At 53.5% G+C, this 20,316-nt stretch carries 19 protein-coding genes; 8 read left to right on the top strand and 11 right to left on the bottom strand.

All coding sequences use genetic code 11. The features are described 5' to 3' along the window. Nucleotides 1-205 precede the first annotated feature (205 nt). The 3 genes from ACN0VM_RS04585 (at nt 206) to ACN0VM_RS04595 (ending at nt 3,393) form a co-directional block, all read left to right on the top strand. Complete coding sequence (locus ACN0VM_RS04585; protein ID WP_417449668.1) at nt 206-1,633, top strand: MATE family efflux transporter; 1,428 nt, start codon at nt 206-208, stop codon at nt 1,631-1,633. 87 nt (nt 1,634-1,720) lie between these two features. Beyond that, complete coding sequence (locus tag ACN0VM_RS04590) at nt 1,721-2,500, top strand: class II aldolase/adducin family protein (RefSeq protein WP_417449669.1); 780 nt, start codon at nt 1,721-1,723, stop codon at nt 2,498-2,500. 29 nt (nt 2,501-2,529) lie between these two features. Continuing rightward, nucleotides 2,530-3,393 (top strand): acyl-CoA thioesterase, encoded by an 864-nt coding sequence (locus ACN0VM_RS04595; protein WP_417449670.1) that lies wholly within the window; start codon nt 2,530-2,532, stop codon nt 3,391-3,393. Nucleotides 3,394-3,447: 54 nt separating this feature from the next. Here the strand turns inward: ACN0VM_RS04595 and ACN0VM_RS04600 are convergent, their stop codons facing one another. The 9 genes from ACN0VM_RS04600 to pdxH all read right to left on the bottom strand — a co-directional run bounded on the left by ACN0VM_RS04600 (nt 3,448) and on the right by pdxH (nt 13,151). Continuing rightward, nucleotides 3,448-4,197: a hypothetical protein gene (locus ACN0VM_RS04600; RefSeq protein ID WP_417449671.1), complete on the bottom strand. Its 750-nt coding sequence runs from the start codon at nt 4,195-4,197 to the stop codon at nt 3,448-3,450. A 181-nt stretch (nt 4,198-4,378) separates the two neighbouring features. Next, nucleotides 4,379-5,461: a phosphotransferase family protein gene (locus ACN0VM_RS04605; protein WP_417449672.1), complete on the bottom strand. Its 1,083-nt coding sequence runs from the start codon at nt 5,459-5,461 to the stop codon at nt 4,379-4,381. Between the two features lie 3 nt (nt 5,462-5,464). Then, on the bottom strand, nt 5,465-6,232 hold the full coding sequence (locus ACN0VM_RS04610) for a glucose 1-dehydrogenase (RefSeq protein ID WP_417449673.1): 768 nt from the start codon (nt 6,230-6,232) through the stop codon (nt 5,465-5,467). A 13-nt stretch (nt 6,233-6,245) separates the two neighbouring features. Then, nucleotides 6,246-7,049, bottom strand: a complete 804-nt coding sequence (locus tag ACN0VM_RS04615) for an SDR family NAD(P)-dependent oxidoreductase (RefSeq protein WP_417449674.1) — start codon at nt 7,047-7,049, stop codon at nt 6,246-6,248. A 32-nt stretch (nt 7,050-7,081) separates the two neighbouring features. Beyond that, on the bottom strand, nt 7,082-7,522 hold the full coding sequence (locus ACN0VM_RS04620) for an acyl-CoA thioesterase (protein ID WP_417449675.1): 441 nt from the start codon (nt 7,520-7,522) through the stop codon (nt 7,082-7,084). Between the two features lie 2 nt (nt 7,523-7,524). Then, nucleotides 7,525-8,661: an iron-containing alcohol dehydrogenase gene (locus ACN0VM_RS04625; RefSeq protein ID WP_417449676.1), complete on the bottom strand. Its 1,137-nt coding sequence runs from the start codon at nt 8,659-8,661 to the stop codon at nt 7,525-7,527. 26 nt (nt 8,662-8,687) lie between these two features. Then, on the bottom strand, nt 8,688-10,136 hold the full coding sequence (locus ACN0VM_RS04630) for a coniferyl aldehyde dehydrogenase (RefSeq protein ID WP_417449677.1): 1,449 nt from the start codon (nt 10,134-10,136) through the stop codon (nt 8,688-8,690). A 121-nt stretch (nt 10,137-10,257) separates the two neighbouring features. Further along, entirely contained in the window at nt 10,258-12,402 is a 2,145-nt protein-coding gene (locus tag ACN0VM_RS04635; RefSeq protein ID WP_417449678.1) for a methyl-accepting chemotaxis protein, read from the bottom strand. Nucleotides 12,403-12,548: 146 nt separating this feature from the next. Beyond that, nucleotides 12,549-13,151, bottom strand: a complete 603-nt coding sequence (pdxH, locus tag ACN0VM_RS04640; RefSeq protein ID WP_417449679.1) for a pyridoxamine 5'-phosphate oxidase — start codon at nt 13,149-13,151, stop codon at nt 12,549-12,551. 161 nt (nt 13,152-13,312) lie between these two features. Between pdxH and ACN0VM_RS04645 the strand changes: the two genes are divergently transcribed. From ACN0VM_RS04645 to ACN0VM_RS04665, 5 genes are all read left to right on the top strand, one after another. Then, a complete protein-coding gene (locus ACN0VM_RS04645) occupies nt 13,313-14,284 on the top strand; it encodes a DnaJ C-terminal domain-containing protein (RefSeq protein WP_417449680.1) in 972 nt (323 codons plus the stop codon). Next, nucleotides 14,284-15,279: a YihY/virulence factor BrkB family protein gene (locus ACN0VM_RS04650; protein ID WP_417449681.1), complete on the top strand. Its 996-nt coding sequence runs from the start codon at nt 14,284-14,286 to the stop codon at nt 15,277-15,279. Before ACN0VM_RS04645 ends, ACN0VM_RS04650 begins: the two co-directional genes overlap by 1 nt. A gap of 72 nt (nt 15,280-15,351) precedes the next feature. Further along, nucleotides 15,352-16,167, top strand: a complete 816-nt coding sequence (locus tag ACN0VM_RS04655) for an enoyl-ACP reductase FabI (RefSeq protein WP_417449682.1) — start codon at nt 15,352-15,354, stop codon at nt 16,165-16,167. Between the two features lie 13 nt (nt 16,168-16,180). Next, nucleotides 16,181-17,257 (top strand): chorismate synthase, encoded by a 1,077-nt coding sequence (gene aroC / locus ACN0VM_RS04660; RefSeq protein WP_417449683.1) that lies wholly within the window; start codon nt 16,181-16,183, stop codon nt 17,255-17,257. A 66-nt stretch (nt 17,258-17,323) separates the two neighbouring features. Continuing rightward, nucleotides 17,324-18,325 (top strand): alpha/beta fold hydrolase, encoded by a 1,002-nt coding sequence (locus ACN0VM_RS04665; protein ID WP_417449684.1) that lies wholly within the window; start codon nt 17,324-17,326, stop codon nt 18,323-18,325. On the opposite strand, the gene ACN0VM_RS04670 is transcribed toward ACN0VM_RS04665, so the two are convergent. Both ACN0VM_RS04670 and ACN0VM_RS04675 read right to left on the bottom strand, forming a co-directional pair. Beyond that, nucleotides 18,299-19,567, bottom strand: a complete 1,269-nt coding sequence (locus ACN0VM_RS04670; RefSeq protein ID WP_417449685.1) for a class I SAM-dependent RNA methyltransferase — start codon at nt 19,565-19,567, stop codon at nt 18,299-18,301. The genes ACN0VM_RS04665 and ACN0VM_RS04670 overlap by 27 nt on opposite strands. Beyond that, nucleotides 19,557-20,303, bottom strand: coding sequence for a TlyA family RNA methyltransferase (locus ACN0VM_RS04675; RefSeq protein ID WP_417449686.1), 747 nt, complete (start codon nt 20,301-20,303; stop codon nt 19,557-19,559). The genes ACN0VM_RS04670 and ACN0VM_RS04675 overlap by 11 nt, the downstream gene beginning before the upstream one ends. Between the last annotated feature and the right edge of the window lie 13 nt (nt 20,304-20,316).

Here is a 20,316-nt window from a genome sequence, read left to right on the forward strand (position 1 = left end):
GAGACCCCACACTCCCGTCCGGGGCCTGAAAACTAATGGTAAGGATTAAGTCGGTTTTGCTTCGCTTCAAGGCAGGACAGAAAAGATAATGCATAATGTGTCAAAATGCTGAGGCTAATCGCCCTCAAGCTGGCCCCGCGACAAATTCGGCCTACTTCACGGCGTTAACCCCTCCGCTGGCGCAACAGTCAACTCACGAGATTTTATGGCGGTATTTTCCTATAGAACAGTCTGGAGCCTAGCTGGCCCCAACATCATCAGCAACGTATTGATGGTCTCCATCTCGTTTGCACATCTTTCTATCGTCGCGCCGTTTGGTCGCGAAGCCAGTGCCGCAGTTGTCACAGGCGGGCGTGTGCATTTCCTCCTGATGGCCGCGTCAATGGCACTTTCCGTGGCAACCACAGCCGTTGTAGCGAGGGCATGGGGTGCCGACGACAAGGCAGAAGCGTCAGCGGCCACCACAAGCTCGCTGGTACTGTCCGTCCTGCTATCCCTGATCCTCGGCTCTATAACCTTTGCTGCGGCACCGCAGATTGTCAGCCTGTTTGGCTTAGATACCCAAACGGCAGCACTAGCGGTCGATTATATTCGCCCCGCGAGCCTGCTGAATATTGTTTTTTCCCTCATGCTGGCCGTCGCCACATCGTTCCGGGCGATCGGCGATGTTATCAGGCCGCTACGCTTTATCGCTTTTGGCACCTTGTTCAGCATTGCCGGGTCTTACGTGTTGGTACGCGGTGCTTTTGGCCTGCCAGCCATGGGCGTCTCGGGCATTCCGTGGGGCACCGCTGGCGGACAGTCCATTATTGTGCTTTGGTTTGCCTGCCGTTGGTTTTCACGGCGCTATGTACTTACCCCACAAACCGGTGATGCCCTCAATATGTCGCGCTTGCGGCTGCTTGCCAATATCGGAGGCCCCGCCGCGCTGGAACAGATTCTTATTCAGGTCAGCTTTCTTCTGTTCATGATGCTTATCTCAGGCTATGGCACCGCCGCTTTCGCAGCTTACGGCATCGGCATAACTGTGCTGAGTGTTACCATAGTGGTTGGTCTCGGCTTTGGTACCGCGAGCGCCACGCTCTCGGGACAGCGGCTCGGTGCAAAGGATGCTGCTGGGGCAGTCGCCAGCGGTTGGGCCGCGATGCGGCTGGCAATTTTAGGCATGTCGACCCTCGCCGTGTTGACCTTCTTTTTCCGCGGCCCGATCGCTGCGGTCCTGTCTGCTGACGAGGCTGTCAGGGCCCATACCGAATATTTCGTACTTATCCTCGCTATTGTACAGCCGCTCATGGCCGTGGAATTTGCCATAGGCGGCGCCTTGCGCGGAGCCGGAGATACAAAATTCCCCCTCATTGTCACCTTTGCCGGCATGATTGTCGGGCGCTTAAGTATCGGACTCCTTGTCCGCGCAGTTGGCGGACCGATTGAAGCCATGTACGCCGTTATTATCGTGGATTATACGATCAAAGCGCTTCTTCTGATCCTCAGATTTCGCAATATCAACTGGCTTGAGTTGGAAATTCACCCTCAGGCACCTCTTGCCCTGCAATCCGTCGCAGGGGTCAGTAGGGGCACTGTGCGTTCCTTCTTCTCCAGGCGAAATGGCAGCGGCAGCGCCTCAGATAAATAAATCACGCTTGGCCTTTGGACGACTATCAAATTCGCACTACCTTCTGCAGGGAAGAAAATGTCACTATCGGAGTTGTTGGAGGGGATCATGGCAAAACCGGGAATGTTGAGCATAGGCTCAGTCAAGGACAAGGTATCGGCGACCGAGTGGGAAACAAGAGTAAACCTGGCAGCAGCATACCGTATGGTTGCGCACCTGGGCTGGGATGATCTCATCTACACGCATATATCAGCGCGCATACCTGGCACAGATCATCATTTTCTGATCAACCCGCTTGGTTTGATGTTCGAGGAAATAACCGCTTCAAGCCTTGTGAAGGTGGACCTGAGTGGCAAGCAACTGATGGACACGCCATTTATTCCCAATGCCGCTGGTTTTGTGATTCATAGCGCCATTCACGCAGCACGAGACGACGCCATGTGTGTGCTTCACTTGCACACGGATTACGGCATCGCGGTCTCCAACCAGAAAGACGGCCTGCTACCGATGTGCCAAAGCTCAATCCCGCCATGGATGATGGTGGCCTATCACGATTATGAAGGCTTTGCGGTTAATGACGGGGAAAAGGAACGGCTTGTTGCCGATATGGGCGACAAAAATTGCCTCATCCTCCGCAACCACGGCACCCTGACCGCAGGAAGCAGCGTCGCGAAGGCGTTCGAGATGATGTTCTTTCTTGAAAAAGCCTGTAAAATCCAGATCCTGACACAAAGTGCGGGAGCGCCCGTTCACGCTCCAAGTCAGGATTCGGTGGATAATGCCATGCGAGATGTACGGGTCGTGGCAGGCGCCAACGGAGCAGACAATTTTGTATGGCCAGCCATTTTGCGAAAGATGGACCGGCTTGACCCCAGTTTCAGGGACTAAGCCAAACACGGGCGTTAACACGAGGTTTTATGAACACGGTACAACCGATTATTGATGCGCTGGCAATTGAGCGGCTGGACAATCTGCTGTTTCGCGGCGAGCCGAACAAGTGGCCCAATAACCATGTTTTTGGGGGACACATCCTCGCACAGGCGATGGAGGCCGCGACATTGACGGTCGAGCCGGAATACCGGCTACATTCCCTGCACTGTTATTTCCTGCGGCCCGGCATTGCGGGCCAACCCATCATTTATGATGTGGACCCCATCCGCAATGGCCGCAGTTTTGTAACGCGCCGAGTGGTGGCCATACAGAACGGCGAGGCAATTTTCACCATTTCCACATCGTTTCATATCGGCGAAGAAGGTGTGTCCCACCAGATTGATATGCCCGAAGTACCGATGCCGGAAGACCTTGAGGACGATGAAGCATATTATTCGCGTGTTCTGCGTGCCTTTGGCAAACAGCCGAAGGATAAACCCTTCATGCCCTTTGAGATGCGGTCCATCGACCGCATGGATATCGAAAACCCAAAAGCCAAAAGCCCGGAAACCGGTTATTGGTTCAAACTCAAGGCGCCAATCTCGGATGACCAGGCGCTGCATGGTCGCCTGATGGCCTATATCTCTGATTTTGCCTTCCTGTCAGCCAACCTTCGCCCCCACGCCATGATACCCCGTGACCCACGCCTGAAAACCGTCGCCAGTCTTGACCATGCGATGTGGTTTCACCGCGACAATTTCCGCGTTGATGACTGGGTTTTCTATAAAACCGATGGTTACTGGACCGGCAAGGGCCGTGGCCTCGCCCGCGGTGCACTATATGACCGCAATGGCAGGCTTCTGGCATCGACGGCCCAAGAGGCGCTTCTAAGGCTCAAGAAAGAAAATTGACCATAAAAAAGGCGGCATCTTCGCCGCCTTTATCATATCTTTGATCCACTAACCTTAATCCGCAGGCCAGATTTTGGACCGGGAAACCGGTTCAGTTTTTGCTGGCTTAGGTTTACATTTCTTACGCCAAACTACATACCGCACCTCTACACCGTCGCGGATACTTCGCCTTAGCTGACGGCCTGATTTCACCATATCCAAAGCCTCAAGAGCAGTGCGTTTTTCACTATCCTCCGGTTCCCACTCAGCCAGTTCCATATAACTGTCCCGAACCATCTGCGCAGTATCTTCGGAAACATTGTAGTTGCCAGACAAGTCGAAATAGCGATGTAAGGTATTTTTTTTGGTCGGTAACAGGTTTGACATCTGCGAATATACAAAATGGCCGTCGTCCTTGATCATGGCCTGAACATGCTCTGTCCATTCCTGATCCTCACGAAATGCCCGCAAATCATCCATGCAAAACATCGCATCGTAGCTCATCTTTTCCCGTCGTGTCGGGTCCTCAAGATGACGCGCAGGGAAAACCCTGACAGCCCGGTTTCCAGCAAAGGTACGCTCCAGATGTTCAAGGCACTCGTGACGGCCTTCGAATGCATCGACATTAAAACCACGCTCAACCAGGGTGCGCACCAAACGCCCGCCACCGGCTGCCACAACAGCCACATGGGCGCGGCGCGGCATATCCCCGAACATGGCCATCTGGTCGAGAATGGTCAAGCTGATCGGGCGCTCACAATAATCCATATCCTGACCGTTAAACATCAGGTCGAGCGCTAAGGAAAACGCAAGTTTTTCAGACACTAATAATCCCCTCGTCGGGCCCCACCCGCCTCAGTTAAACAGAACAAAACACGCCAGCTCACCGGAATCAATAAAATCGCGGCGAGACCTGTGCAAAACTATCTGATCACAGAAAGGTAAACAAAATGCATCACGACGGCCAGCCAAGATGCATTTTATCAACCGAAAGGCGGAAAAGTGATTAAATATCTGATTTTTCGATCAAAAGGCGCGCGTATTGGCCTAACTGATTGGTTCGCTTACCAAACATAGCAAAAGCCTTGTTCTTGGTCTGACCGTGATAATAGCGATAATATATCTGCTGTATGATCACGGCGAGACGAAACACCCCGTAAACCAGATAATAGTCAAATTTAGACAGGTCATAACCTGTCTCTTTTGCATATATATCGCAGATTTCCTCACGTGTCAGCATACCTGGCGCCATACAAGGTTGCATACACATGGCAATCATATCGTCCGGGTCACCTTTTTGCGACCAATAAGCCAGCGTGTTGCCCAAGTCCATCAGCGGATCTCCAAGCGCGCTGATCTCCCAATCAAGAATAGCCTTGATCTCAAAAGGGTTTTCCTCGCACAAAATGACATTGTCGAGCCTATAATCACCGTGCAGCACGGCGTGGCCGACTTCGCCCGGCGGCATATGATGCTCGAGCCACTGGCGCACATCCTCAAAACTTTCGACGTCATCAGTGACCGCTTTTTCAAAACGCCTGTTCCACCCAAGCACCTGTCGTTCAACATATCCTTCAGGTTTACCGAAGTCTCCCAGACCGGCCGCCTTATAGTCCACCTGATGCAGGTCAATGAGCTTATGGAAGAAAGACAGGCATAACTTATGTCCCTCTTCCGCACCAAATCCCCAGCTTTCAGGGATATCGCGCTCAAGCTTACGGCCGTCCACCTGCTCCATCACATAGAATTCAGCGCCTAGAGGGCTATCTTCCTCTGCTAAATGGAAATAGGTCTCGGGCACAGCCGGGAACGTTGGTTTCAAAGCGTTCATGACGCTATATTCTCGTATCATGCTGTGGCCAGATTTGGGGCGGGTGCCAAATGGAGGGCGTCTCAGCACAAAATTTTTGTTCGCATACTGAACGGAATACGTCAGGTTTGAATGCCCACTCGCAAACTGGCGGATCATCGGTGTGCCTTCCAGCCCCCCGATACGTTCCTTGATCAGGTTATCCACCAGCCTAACGTCAAGTTCTTCGCCTTCCCGTACTTTTACGGTTTTATTCAGCTCTTCATCTGTCATTGTCACCTCCTACGCCGTCCAGCCGCCATCCATCACCAGCGTCGTACCAGTGGTAAACGCAGCCGCATCAGACGCAAAATACAGCACACCCCCAACCATATCCTCAGGCTTCCCTGCGCGAGGGATCGGAAACTGGCTGGTGTATTTTGACAGCATGTCCTCATTGGAGGTGAATACAGCCGTCATTTTGGTATCAACAAGGCCGGGGCATATGGCATTCACACGGATACCATCATGGCCATATTCCCGAGCAAAAGCCTTTGTCATGTTAATCAGCGCCGATTTGGTCATTGAATAGATGCCCTGAAGGTGGCCGGGTGTGATGCCGTTGATCGATGCCACGTTGACAATCGACCCTCCTCCCTGCGTCTTCATGATCTTTACTGCCTCAGCAGACAGATAAAACGGCCCCTTAAGGTTCACATCGATGGTTTTATCAAAGGCAGCCTCGGGCGTGTCGCCAATGTTACCGTAAAACGGGTTGGTCCCACCACAATTTACCAACACGTCAAGACGGCCATATTGTTCCTTGATCCAGTCAAAAACAGCATGAACATCTTCCATCTTGCCAGCATGTGCAGCTTTGGCTTTGGCGTCACCACCATCGGCATTGATACTTGCCGCAACCTTGTCGCAAGCGTCCTGATCGCGGGAGGAGACAATCACCTTTGCACCATTGGCGGCGAACGCGCGCACAATCGCTTCCCCAATGCCCCGGCTTGAGCCAGAAACAAAAACCACCTTGCCGGTAAAATCCATCAATTTGGTATAATCCACGATATGCCCCCCCTTAAATCGGCTTGCCAGTTGTCGTTAGCTGATGACGGCGAAACTTGCGCATGCCCCCCACCCAACGGTCATAATTCTCCGCCTTGTTGCGGAAATAGCCTTCTACTTGATCATGGGGGCGGATCATAAACTGACTTTGCCGCATACCATCAAGCACACGGCTGGCAAACTCCTCTGACGGCATAACACCGTCACCGGCGGCAGAGCTATCCTCAGCACCTGCCGTCATTTTGGATTTCACCGCCTGCGGGCACAAGCAAGCTACATAAAGCCCGTCATCCCCGTGCGTAATCGCCAGGCTTTCAGTGAAGCCTACGGCTGCATGCTTAGTCGTAGAATAGCTGATGTCGCCAATCTGGCTCAATAGGCCTGCCGCGCTGGCGGTAACAATGAAACCACACCCTTCGCGTTTCAGCATGCTTGGCAGCACCGCCCTACACGCCAGAACATGCGCGAACACGTTAACCTGCCAGATCTTGTCCCACTGCTCGTTAGTCTGGCTGATCGCGGTCCAGTCCGGCGCATCAGAGAAAATGATACCCGCATTCGAGAAATAAAGATCGATCTGTCCCGCATCCACCGTGACATTGTCAGCAAAAGCCTTCACAGCCCCCTCATCAGTGACGTCTAGCTTATAAGCCTTCGCATCCGCACCAATCTCAGCCGCGACCGCCTGTGCTCCAGCTTCGTCCATATCTGCAAGCGCAACGAACTTTGCACCCTTTGCCGCACAGGCCTTAGCTAGTGCTGCGCCTATGCCGCTCGCCGCTCCGGTGATAGCGACAATCTTGTCTTTGACTTCCATAAAAGGCTCCCTCCAAACCGTCTGTCTCAAAACTATAGCCGGATCGTCTCCAGCAGCGCTTTGAGCCGCTCTGGTAATGAAGTGGGGCGCCGTGTCTCCTTGTCCACATAAACATGGACAAAATAGCCTTCGGCCGCTGGCGCCTTGCTGCCTTCGGTGAAGAGCCCAATTTCGTAACGCACGCTGGAGCGCCCAATATGACTGACAGCAATACCTGCCTGAATTGTTTGCGGGAACTCAAGGGGAGCGAAATAGCGGCAACTTGTCTCCACCACCAGACCAATCGTCTCGCCGCCGTGAATATCCAATACGTCACCTTCGATCAGGAAACGGTTCACCACAGTATCGAAAAAGCTATAGTAGACGACGTTATTTACATGACCATAGACATCATTATCCATCCAGCGCGTCTGGATAGCGGAGACATGTCCATAGGCCGACAAAGGCCTGAGCTCTGGCATGTTTTCAGACATAGTTACCAAGCTGCCTCGTAAATCGCGCGCGCATCATCCAAAGTAACCTCCCGTGGGTTATTAACTAAAAGTCTGGTTTGAAGCATGGCATCTTCCGCCAGCATCGGCAGGTCATTATGGCTTACCCCTACATCGCGCAGACGTCGTTCCACCTTTGTATCTGTAGCAATCTTGTCCATCCAGCGGATAAAGTCAGTCGCACTGCTTCCCTGCCCGACCAGCACCGCAAGTTCTCCGTACAGATGCCCTGCGGCTTGCGCATTAAAACGCAGTACATGGGGCAGGACCAGCGAGTTGGACAGGCCGTGAGGAATGTGGAAATGACCACCCAGTGGATATGCGAGAGCATGAACAGCCGCCACGGGCGCATTGGCAAACGCTTGCCCGGCAAGCAGGGCGCCAATCAGCATGGCTCTTCGCGCATCGAGATTATTCCCGTCATTGCACGCCGTGACAATATTTTTGCCCAGCATCAGCAATGCTTGTCGCGCGAACCCATCTGAAATCGGGTTTTTCTTTAACTTTGATGTGTAAGCCTCAATGGCATGGACCATGGCATCAATGCCCGTTGCAGCTGTGATATGGGGCGGCAGGCCGGTGGTCAAAGTGGCATCCAGCACGGCAAGATCCGCCAGCAGGGTCGCGTCCACCACACCCATTTTGGTGGTCTCCCCCGTCGTAATAATGGAGATCGGGGTAACTTCAGAGCCGGTACCTGCCGTTGTTGGGATCTGCACAAGTGGCAAGCGACCGCCACTAATCTGGTCGACGCCGTATATATCCGTGAGTCTTTGTTTGCCATGTGCCAGTACAGCAACCAACTTGGCGACATCCATTGAACTGCCACCACCAAAACCGACAATCATGTCCGCGTTATGCGCCCTTGCAGCTTCAACTGCGGCAAGCACAATGGCCTCGGACGGGTCGGCCTCCACATCGGCAAACTGGGCATACGCAAGCTCAGCCTCGTCAAACGCCGTCAAGACCTTCGCCACCATGCCAATTTTGACAAGCCCTTGGTCAGTAACGACAAATGGGCGTTCAGCGCCAAAGCGGGCACGCAATGTACCGCCAAGCTGGCCCACTGCGCCATCCTCAACGAGGACGGAGGCAACGCTATTGAAATTAAAAGCAATCATCTGGCACCCCGCATGCCAGCATAAAACTACTTCAGCTGGCGTTCGACATTTTTCCTGAGCTTATCAGTATAGGGCGGCACGATCCCGAGAACACCCCCGATCGAAATTTTTGGGTGCCTCAGGACAGGTTTCATATGACTAAATTCCTGAAATCCATCGTACCCGTGATAGCGCCCCATACCCGAATTGCCAACGCCGCCGAAGGGCAGGTTTTCATGTGCGCCGTGCCACAACACGTCGTTGATGGTAACACCACCTGATGTGGTGTTATTTAGCACCTTGGCTTCTTCAGCAGTGTCATCGCCAAAATAGTATAGCGCCAGAGGACGCTCATGCGCGTTGACATAGTCGATGACTTGATTGGTGTCATCGTAGGTTCTCACTGGCAGTAGAGGACCAAATATCTCTTCCTGCATCAGCTTCATGTCCTCAGTGGGATCAAGCACCAGGGCCGGCGGGACTTTATTGGCCTGATTTTGGCCTGCAAAGTCTTCACCGGCGGGGTTAATGATGCGCACTTCTGCCCCCTTGCTGCGAGCGTCATCGATATAGCCTTCTAGCCGTTCGCGGTGCCGCTGGCTAATGATGGAGGTATATTGATCGTTCGACAGCATGGTAGGGTACATTTCGCTAACCTTTTTGGTGTAGCGTTCAACGAACTCATCCCGGCGGCTGCTATCAATGTTCAAATAGTCTGGTGCAAGGCAGATCTGCCCGGAGTTCATCAACTTAAAAGTGGCAACCCGTTCGACAACTTTATCAAGGTCAGCGCTCTTGCCAACAATAACCGGGCTTTTGCCGCCCAATTCTAACGTTACAGGCGTAAGGTGTTCACTTGCAGCCCTCATAATCAGCTTACCCACCACCGGCGCGCCAGTGAACATCAGGTGGTCCCAAGGTTGGCTGGAAAACGCCTGACTGGTTTCAACTGCACCATTCACCACGGCCACTTCATCACGGGTAAAATGCTGCTCAAACACCTGTTTGAAAAACGCGGATGTCCTTGGCGTGTGCTCGCTGGGCTTGATTGTAACCCGGTTGCCCGCAGCCAACATCTGTGCGAGCGGTACAAAAACCATCGTCAGCGGGAAATTCCATGGCGTGATAAGCCCGACGACGCCTTTGGGCTGCGGCACAACTTGCGCCCTCACCCCCAAAAGCCCCAGCGGGAACTGCACAGAGCGCTTGGATGGCTTCATCCATTTGTCGACGTGCTTGATGGCATCCTTGAGCGCCCCGGCAGAGGCCACAACATCAGCAAACAGGGTTGTCTCAGCTGAGCGATTGCCAAAATCTTCCGAGATCAAGCGGATATACTCGTCCTTATTGTCCATAAGGCAGGCCAGTGCTCGCTTGAGGCGATCCTTGCGCACCGCAGCGGTAACTTCGCCTTCCGCCAAGTATGCAGAGCGTTGAGCCGCCAAAATGGCCGCGATCTCTTCTTTTGGTGTTTCAACTTTATGGGTTCCGTCCATGGTCACTCCCCTTCCGACGATGAACTATTACCGCTATAGACTAGAACGCATTTTCTGGACTTCAAAGTCCAAAATTTAAAAAAGACTCGAAAATATGAAACATTTTCGCTTTTCAGCATCGTCAGGCGGATTTCAGGAAGCGGGCCGGTTGTGGGGCTGAATTTTCATTCATCTCTTCACCGGTATCCCTGATATCTGCGAGGAAACGCTCAACTTCCTGCTTTAATGCATCCGCTTCGCCCATCAATTGCATCGCGTGCGATTGCATGTCGGACGTCATGCTCTCGGTTTCAGTCGCAGCTTGTCCAACGATTGACACGCTGTCGCTTACCAGAGACGTGCCTGCCGACACTTGCTGAACATTTTTTGCAATCTCTTCCGTCGCTGCGGCCTGTTGCTCAACGGCGGCAACCACTGATTGGCTGACTTCATTCATCTCGCCTATAATCCTACCAATGCGATTTATGGCACCACCTGCGTCGCCCGATACACGCTGTATTTCAGTGACATAGGTTGCGATTTCCTCTGTCGCGCGACCTGACTGAGCGGCCAGTCCCTTTACCTCATGTGCGACAACGGCAAAACCTCTACCCGCGTCCCCTGCCCGCGCAGCTTCAATTGTTGCATTGAGGGCCAGCAAATTCGTCTGGTCCGCAATGTCGCGGATCATCTTCACCACAACACCGATCTGATCAGCTGCCCTAGCAAGACCAGCAACCGTCTCTGTGGTCCGCGTCGCCTCACTCACGGCGCTTTGCGCGACTTGGGCACTATGGTTCAACTCGCCACGTACCGATTGAAATGACACGGACAATTCCTCCGTAGCACCAGCAACAGCATGCACATTGGCAGATGCTTCTGTTGTCGCGTTATGAGCGTTTGAAATCTCGTTGTTGGTCTGGTGCGCATTATACACCAGCGAACCTGCCGCATCCGCCATTCGCCGCGACGCGGTGTTAACGGCATCAACAACTCCCATCACCCTGCGTTCAAACGCATCGGCCATTTGTAGCCGTTGCTGTAATCGAGCCTTACGGCGCTCGTCCCGCTCCGCCTCTTGCTGTTGATGGTGACGCTGCATCAACTCGGACTGTTCGCGCTCCCGCGCGCGCTGCGCCTCCGCTGCCGACCAGTCAGAACGCCGCTTTTCCTCCGCCATATGTTCTAACTCGAACGCCTTATCTTTAAAAATAGCTGCGGCCTCAGCCATCCGCCCCAATTCGTCGCTTCTTCCCGTATCAGGGATGCTCACCGATTTATCGCCGTCAGCCAACCGTGTTACCGCCTTGGTTATGCGGGTGAGAGGGTTCGCGACTGAAAGGCCGATATACCATGCCATAACAGCGGCTAGCAGCGCGCCAATCAACAAGCCGATGAAACTTTGGGTCATCGAAGCGTCAACCGCTTTCATCATATCGTTCAACGCCGACGTTTGATCCTCTCGGGTGCTGGACTTGATCGTTTCTGTAACAACTTCCACTTGTCGCGCCGCGTTATCGAGTTGTTCGAGGGCATTGTGAACAGCCGAGCCGATCGCCTGCTTCTGGCGCAGGCTCTGCCTGATAACATCACCATCTCGCCGCACATATCTGACGGCGGCCTGCTGTCGTCGGGGCACACCTCGCATAAACGTCATGACGTTCCGAACAAGATCATCAAGTTCGACTGAAGCCGCGATTGCTGCATCAAAGTCCGCGGCCTTACCGGAGGAAACATAGGCGATGCTCGCCTGATTGAAAGTTGTTACAAGCTGGGGAATCTGCGCCGCCAACGCTTTTTCTTCCGCACCGCGAGTTGTTAAAAACTCTACAAGGTTATGCGCGCTGTCCTCGAGTTTCCCGACACCGATCACAATGACTTGCAACGCATCCCCTTCGTTACCAAGCCGGTTTTCCATTGCAGTGAACACCTCGTCAAACGAGGTCGCGGCATCGCGTAGCTTTGCAACTGTATCCTCTTCACCGTTTAGCTTGAGCAGTTCCTCTACCCTCTCCCGACTTTGCTGGGCGCGAGCACGCGCTTCGGCCATCCTGGCCTTGTCCGCATTCAGACCGGAGAAAGCGAACGCACGCAGTGCCATGGTTTGTGCAGCGATATCTGAGGTGTAATCGTTAGCCAACCGGACGATATCGGTTTTAGCGATAATATGATTGGATGCCTCGTCAAGACCGCGAAGCCCGAAGGCCGAAATAAGGTTCGCTGTTGCGAGCGTGACTATCACCGCAACAAAGCCCAAAAGTATCCGGAAACGTACGGAGAAACGCATTCGATTACCTCGCTGAATTGAACCGCGTGCCTGAAAAGCGGATCTCGTCATTGCCTGACTATTTCAGCAGCAAAGCTACGTTGCGAATATTAAACATTTATGGAATGGGCAAAACTCAAGATAGAGGGAAAACGATAAAAAGCGTTCTAAGGGTATAACTCGGACACCGTCCACAATTTGCCTTGCTGTTGCCGAGCAAAAGTAACGCGTTCGTGTAATCTGAATTTTCGGTCACGCCAAAATTCAAAATAGGCAGGTTTCAGCCTGAAACCCGACCAGCAATCGGGCCGAGGCACATCACCCACACCAAATTTCGCCGTATATTGCGCAATAGCCGCTTCAAATTCGAACCGGCCTGCCATTTCACGTGATTGCTTGGATGCCCAAGCCCCAATCCGGCTGGAGCGGGGCCGAGATGCGAAATAGTTGTCCGCCTCCTGGCTTGAAACTGGCTCCACGGCACCTTCAATACGCACCTGTCGCCGTAATGATTTCCAGTGAAATAGCATTGCTGCATTCGGATTTTCAGCGAGTTCGCGGCCCTTCCGGCTTTCCAGGTTGGTATAGAATACGATACCACTCTCATCGCATCCCTTCATCAACACCATGCGTAAGCTGGGAAAACCGCCTAGTGTGCAGGTAGCTAAAGCTACTGCAGTCGGATCATTGGGCTCAGTCTGCTCTGCTTCTGCAAGCCAAGCCTGCAGGCGCTCAAAAGGCGTACTGAATTCCGCTGTTTTATCATCCATGATAGACTCTCAAACCTTCAGAAAATCGCTTCTCTATATGCACATTATAATCAATGGTTTACAGATGCAGATGCACTGCAATATTGCGTCCGCCTCAGGACTGCTTATATGATAGGCAAGCAATTGATTTAATATATGGTTTTACACCCCGAAACAATCCTATGAGCGATCTATATAAAATAATAGGCGTCAGTCGCAATGCAAGTCAGGACGAGGTAAAAAAAGCCTATCGTGACTTGGCAAAAAAGCTACATCCTGACCGCAATAAAGATAACAAAAACGTCGCTGAAGAATTCAAGCGCGTATCCGCTGCCTATGCAATCTTGGGCGACAAAGAGCAACGTGCCCGATACGATCAGGGTGAAATAGACGACAATGGAAATGACCGGCCTCGCGGATATGGTTTCGGCTCCAACCAACACAACGCCCGGCGCTATAGCTCAGACAGCAGATATGACCCGTTTGACTTTGAGGAAGCAAGCGACGTTTTTTCCAGCTTCTTTCGGTCCGCCGCAGGGCGTAACAGTCGGCGTGGCGGCACGACCCGCAACCAGACAAATACCGAACGCGAGAACCCTTTCCAATCTTCTGGACGACGCAAGGGTCTCGATATCAACTATAAGATCACCATCGGGTTTGACGAGTCAATTGTCGGCGGAACAAGACGAATTTCGCTCAATGACGGGCGGTCGCTGGATATCAAAATCCCCTCAGGAATTAAAGATGGACAGGTTATCAGGCTGGCCGGTCAAGGTGGACCGGGCATAGGGGGGGCTCCCAAGGGCGATGCCTTGGTAGAAGTAGCCGTAGCGCCCCACCCCTATTACCGGCGGGACGGGTTGGATATTTTGCTGGAACTGCCCATCTCTCTTGACGAGGCAATTCTGGGCGGCGACATACAGGTACCTACTCCAAAAGGGCGCCTGACAATTCGCATCCCAAAAAACAGTTCAACCGGCAAACGGCTCCGACTTAAGGGCAAGGGCGTACTGCGCGGTGAAGAAGTGGGAAATATGTATGTCACCCTGAAGGTGATGTTGCCGCCTGATCGGGACATCGGCCTTGAGAAGCTGATCAAGGAATGGGGCGTCACGGGAGGGATTGCGCTGAGGCGCAAAGCAGGGCTGAATTGATGAAAATAAAAGTCCCGAACTTGCCCCCTGCCCTGGAGCGGCACAGAAAAGTCTGGACCCAGGCATTTATAAACTTTTTCACCAACAACGGGCTGGACGCGGCGGGCAATATGGCCTTTCTGACCATGCTGTCGCTTTTCCCAGCCATTATTTTTCTGGTCGCCATTTCCGGCTTCATGGGCCAAACGGAACGCGGACTGGAAGCCATCCAGTTTATGTTATCCCTGTTGCCCCCTGAGGTCGCTAAGGTCATTGAAGGACCAGTGCGTGGCATTATTAAAAATACCGGCGCCGAAATTCTCACCGGGTCCATCGTTTTTACCATCTGGTCCGCCGCAAACGGCATTGAGGCGGCCCGGGGTTCCCTTATCAAGGCATTTGGACGGGAACACGCACGCGCCATCTGGATCAGGCGGCTTGAGAGCATCGCAATCGTGGTGTTTGGTGCCATAACGATCGTCGTCGGTATGTCAGTGCAGGTTTTGGGCCCGCCGCTGGTTTCGGCTTTTACGAGCCTTTTCCCTGAAGTCATTTCCAGCGGCCTAAACCTCCTGTGGAAATACCTCAGCCTGCTTGTCAGCCCGGCTGTGCTTCTGCTAGGCCTATACACGATGTTCATCGCCTTGACCCCGCGTCGCATCCATAAAGCGGTTCGACTGCCTGGGTCTTTGCTTAGTTTGCTGGTACTTCTGGCCACAGCTCGTGGTCTCAGCATCTACCTCAAATACGTAGGAAATTATGACCTTACATACGGCTCGCTCGCTGGCGTCGTAGTCATGCAACTTTTCTGCTTCTTCGTCAGCTTGGGTTTTGTTCTGGGCGCAGAACTGAATGCTGCCTACACTTTCGAGGGGCGTGAGAAGAAAGAGCCCGACAGTCTGGATGAGGATATTGAGGCGGAAATGCCAGAGGACTTTCAAGAAGCATTAACCAAGGGTGACCCTGTCGAGCAGACTAACGATACTGGTGCCACCACGGAGGGCAAAGACAGTTAAGCGATTGACGGAGAAGGTTCTTGGTGTAGGATGCGCCAAAAATTCGGCCTAACAGATAAAAGAGGGGCGACAATGACGAAATTAATGGAAGGAAAACGCGGGCTGGTCATGGGTGTGGCCAATGACCGCTCAATGGCGTGGGGCATTGCAAAGGCATGTGCAGAACAAGGCGCTGAGGTGGCTTTCACCTATCAGGGTGACGCGCTAAAGAAACGCGTAGAACCACTCGCAAACTCTATCGGTTCCGACTTTGTTGAGCCATGTGACGTCTCGGACGGGGCATCAATCGACGCCATGTTTGAAAAGCTGGGTGAGAAGTGGGACAATTTGGACTTCTTCGTCCATGCAATCGGCTATTCGGATAAATCCGAGCTGCGCGGGCGCTATATTGATACTTCGCTCGATAACTTCCTGATGACGATGAATATTTCCGCCTATAGCTTCGTCGCTGTTGCCCAGCGTGCTGAAAAAATGATGCACAATGGCGGCAGCATGGTGACACTATCTTATTACGGTTCCGAAAAGGTGGTTCCACATTATAATGTGATGGGCGTAGCGAAAGCTGCGCTTGAGTGCAGCACACGCTATATGGCACGCGACCTTGGTGAGCGCGGTATCCGTGTGAATACCATCAGCGCAGGCCCGATGAAGACGCTCGCAGCATCCGGTGTTGGTGACTTCCGTATGCTGCTGAAATATAACGAAAAAAATGCACCACTTCGCCGCAACATCACCCTTGATGATGTTGCCGGTGCTGGTCTTTACCTGTTGTCGGACCTGTCGTCGGGTGTGACGGGGGAAACCCATCATGTGGATGGCGGATTTTCCACCACCTGTATGCCCACAGACGATGAAGCCATGAAAAAGCTCATCGAATTTATGGAATAAGGCCAAGACACTCATGTCCTACAATACCTTCGGCAGATTGTTCCGTTTCACCACGTGGGGGGAAAGCCACGGCCCGGCGCTTGGTACCACCGTTGATGGTGTACCCCCCTTGTTGGAAATATCTGAAGCCGACATTCAGGTATTTTTGGACAAGCGCAAGCCGGGGCAAAATAAATATACTACCCAGCGGCGTGAGCCAGACGCGGTGAAAATCCTTTCGGGCGTATTTGAGGGTAAAACCACCGGCACGCCGGTCCAACTCATGATCGAAAACACCGACCAGCGCTCAAAAGATTATGGCGATATCGCCAAAACCTTCCGCCCTGGTCATGCTGATTATACCTATATAGCGAAATACGGCATCCGTGACTATCGTGGCGGCGGACGGTCAAGCGCGCGCGAAACAGCCGCCCGCGTTGCCGCTGGCGCCCTTGCCCGTAAGGTATTGGGTGATGGTATCACTATCCGTGCCGCTATGGTACAAATGGGCCGTTCCAAAATCGATTACGACCGGTTCGATTGGGCAGAAGTCGACAACAACCCCTTCTTTTGCCCCGATGCCAAAATGGCGGAACAATGGGCCAAAGAACTGGACAGCATCCGCAAGGCAGGCAGCTCAATTGGTGCAGTGATTGAAGTGGTTGCAGAGGGTGTGCCCCCTGGCTGGGGCGCTCCGGTGTACGGCAAGCTCGACGCTGATCTTGCCACGGCACTCATGAGCATCAATGCCGCCAAGGCGGTTGAAATCGGAGCCGGTTTTGAGGCCGCATGTCTCACCGGCGAAGAGAATGCCGATGAAATGGTGCCCGGTACAAACGGCAGGCCCGAATTTCTATCCAACAAGGCAGGCGGTATTCTCGGTGGCATCTCCACCGGACAGCCGATCGTCGCCCGTTTTGCTGTCAAACCGACCAGCTCGATCCTCACGCCACGCAAGAGCGTGACCTTGGACGGTGAGAGTACCAAAGTGATGACCAAGGGTCGTCATGACCCCTGTGTCGGCATTCGCGCTGTCCCCATTGCGGAAGCGATGATGTCACTCGTGCTGGCTGACCACAAGCTATTACACCGCGCGCAGTGCGGGAATTAAAGCGGCAAAAGCTGGCACGTTTCCGTTTTCTCACGTAAGTTACAGTCTCCATTGCAGGGGATGTTCATGAAAAGATGGCTCAAATACATAGCCGCTGCGCTTGTCGCACTGCTTTTACTTGTCATTTACCGTGCATGGACGCCGGACATTCCGCATGAGGTATTGGTTGCGAAGTATGCCACCGGCGCGTCGGATTTCCTTGACCTGCCTTCTGGCGCCCGTGCCCACTTCCGCATGCGTGGCAATTTTGAGGGGCGTACGCTTGTTCTGCTGCATGGCTCTAATGCGTCGCTGCATACATGGGAGGCATGGGTAGGTGCGCTTGAATCAGACTATTTTATTGTCACCGTTGACCTCCCCGGCCATGGCTTGACTGGCGAAACCCCGAGTAACGACTATACCTATAAGGGCATGGTTGCTTTCGTCGATGAATTTGTCTCCGCCCTGAATCTCAATCATTTTGTACTTGGCGGCAACTCGATGGGGGGTGGCGTCACACTGGCTTACGCGCTAAAGCACGAAAACAAACTGGATGGCCTCGTGCTCGTGAATGCTGCGGGCACCGCGCCGCCCAAGAACACAAGGGTGAAAATCAACCGCCCAGTCGCCTTCGACCTCGCCGGCCACTGGTACAGCGACTGGATTCTACAAAACATAACGCCGCGAAGCATTGTCGAAGAAGGGCTGAAAAAAAGTTTTACAGACGACACAAATGTTACCGACCGGAAGATTGATCTCTATTGGGAACTGGCCCGTCATCCCGGCAATCGGAAAGCGACGGGCAAGCGGTTTGCATGGTACAGAGAAGGGCATTCTTCGCTAGATATTGGCAGCATCACCCTGCCCTCACTCATCCTTTGGGGCGAAGGCGACCAGTTGATCCCGGTGGAAACCGGCATAGTGATGCGTGAAAAACTGGTGAACAGCGAACTTGTCGTCTATCCAGATGTTGGCCACTTGCCGATGGAGGAAATCCCGGCAATATCAGCAACGACTGTACGGAATTTTTTAGCAAAGCTCGACACAAGACCAGACAGCGCCTTACCTCTTGGTGAAGACACCAACTAGCTCAAGGTGGGGCGACCACAGAAACTGGTCCACCGGCAGAACACTTTCAAGAACATAACCCCCATCCGCCAAGGTTCTTGCATCACGGCTGAAAGTATTGGGGTTGCAGGAAACTGCCACCACGCGCGGGACGGGTGACTTAGCGATTTCTGCTACTTGCGCTGCAGCGCCTGCTCGTGGTGGGTCAAACACTACGACTTCAATCTTCTCAAGCTCTCGCGCACTGATGGGTTGCCGAAACAGGTCACGATGCCGGGTTATCACTTGGCTAAGTCCTGTGGCAACCGACAATCCCACCTTCATAGCGTCAAGCGCGCCTTTGGCACCTTCCGCAGCCATCACCTGATGATCTCGCGCCAAGGGAAAAGTAAATGTACCAATACCAGAGAAAAGGTCAGCTACGCGGCCATAGCCCTTGCACGCCTCGAAAACAGCACCGACCAGCGCCTTCTCGCCCTCGGCGGTTGCCTGAATAAAGGCTGCTGGCGGCAGAGGGACACGATTCCCGGCAAAATCCATAACTGGCTCGCGCCGGATTGCCACAGGGTCCAGAAAACCGCTATCCTTCCAATGCAGCGCGGCAATATCGTGCGTATTGGCGAATTCCACCAGCCGCTCGCGCGCGGCGAGATCAAGCGCCATCGGGGCATCAATCATCATGTCCACACCACTGGCCGTCAGCGTCATATGCACGCCCGCAGCCATTTTGGGGGCGAGCGTTGCGCTCAAGAGAGACCGCAAAGGGTCAAAGAGAGCGCTGAGCTCTTGCCGCGTAACCGGGCACATGTTGGCGTTAATTATCTTGTGACTTTGGCGCTCGTTAAACCCTAGTACCACACCACCAGCAACTTTCATGGCCTTGAGGGCGATACGGCGACGGCTTGCAGGCGGACTGATAAGGGGCTCAAGCACCGGCACGCCCTCAAAACCATGTTGATTGAGTGCCATCGTCGCGCGGCCTTTAACCCAAGCACGATATGTATCTTTATTCATATACTGAAGCTGACAGCCGCCACAGGCGCCAAAATGCACACAGACCGGGTCAACACGATCAGCACTTGCCGAAACAATCTCAACAAGGTCCGTGTATATGCTATTGCGGCGTTTATCTTTAAGTGCCACACGCGCGACATCACCTGGCATCGTGAGAGGTACAAACACCGGCACACCGTCGGCCGCACCAACACCATCGCCTTGCGCACCTAGCGAGGTGATTTCGACATCCAGTAGTTCAGCGGTCATCTTTTACACCGTGAATGAGAAATTCGATATTGCCCTCAGGGCCCTTGATCGGGCTTTCAGTGATACCGCGAACGCTCCAACCGTCCAGTCCGCCCAGCCATGCACGAATATCCGCACATACTGCCTCATGAAGCGCCGAGTCACGCACCACACCGCCCTTCCCTACATTCTCACGCCCGACCTCAAACTGAGGTTTGATAAGCGCGATAAGCTGCCCGCCCCCTTTCACCAGTCCCAAGGCGGCCGGCAGCACTGTTTTGAGCGAAATAAAGCTGGCATCACAAACAACAAGGTCAATTGCCTCTGGTATTTCGGTGTCCGTGAGGTAGCGAGCGTTGGTTTTCTCAAGCACAATAACCCGATCATCGTTCCTCAGTTTCCACGCAAGCTGTCCGGAGCCGACATCCACGGCATACACTCGCCGCGCACCGTGTGTAAGCGCTACATCAGTGAAGCCCCCCGTCGATGCACCCACATCAATGACGACCGCATCCGTCACATCTAAAGCAAATTCAGCCAGCCCTTTTTCAAGCTTCAGCCCGCCACGACTGACCCAAGGGTGGTCTTTGCCGCGAACGTCAAGCGGCTGATCTTCCTTGATCTGTTGCCCGGCTTTCAGGACCTTCGTTTCGCCGGTAAATACCACACCCGCCATAATAAGCGCCTGTGCCTTGGCCCGGCTTTCGGCAAGGCCGCGATCCACCAGCGCCACGTCAGCCCGGATTTTTACGGCCATGGCCCTACCCCTG

Source organism: Kordiimonas sp. (assembly GCF_048260245.1).
Classification (GTDB): Bacteria; Pseudomonadota; Alphaproteobacteria; order Sphingomonadales; family Kordiimonadaceae; genus Kordiimonas.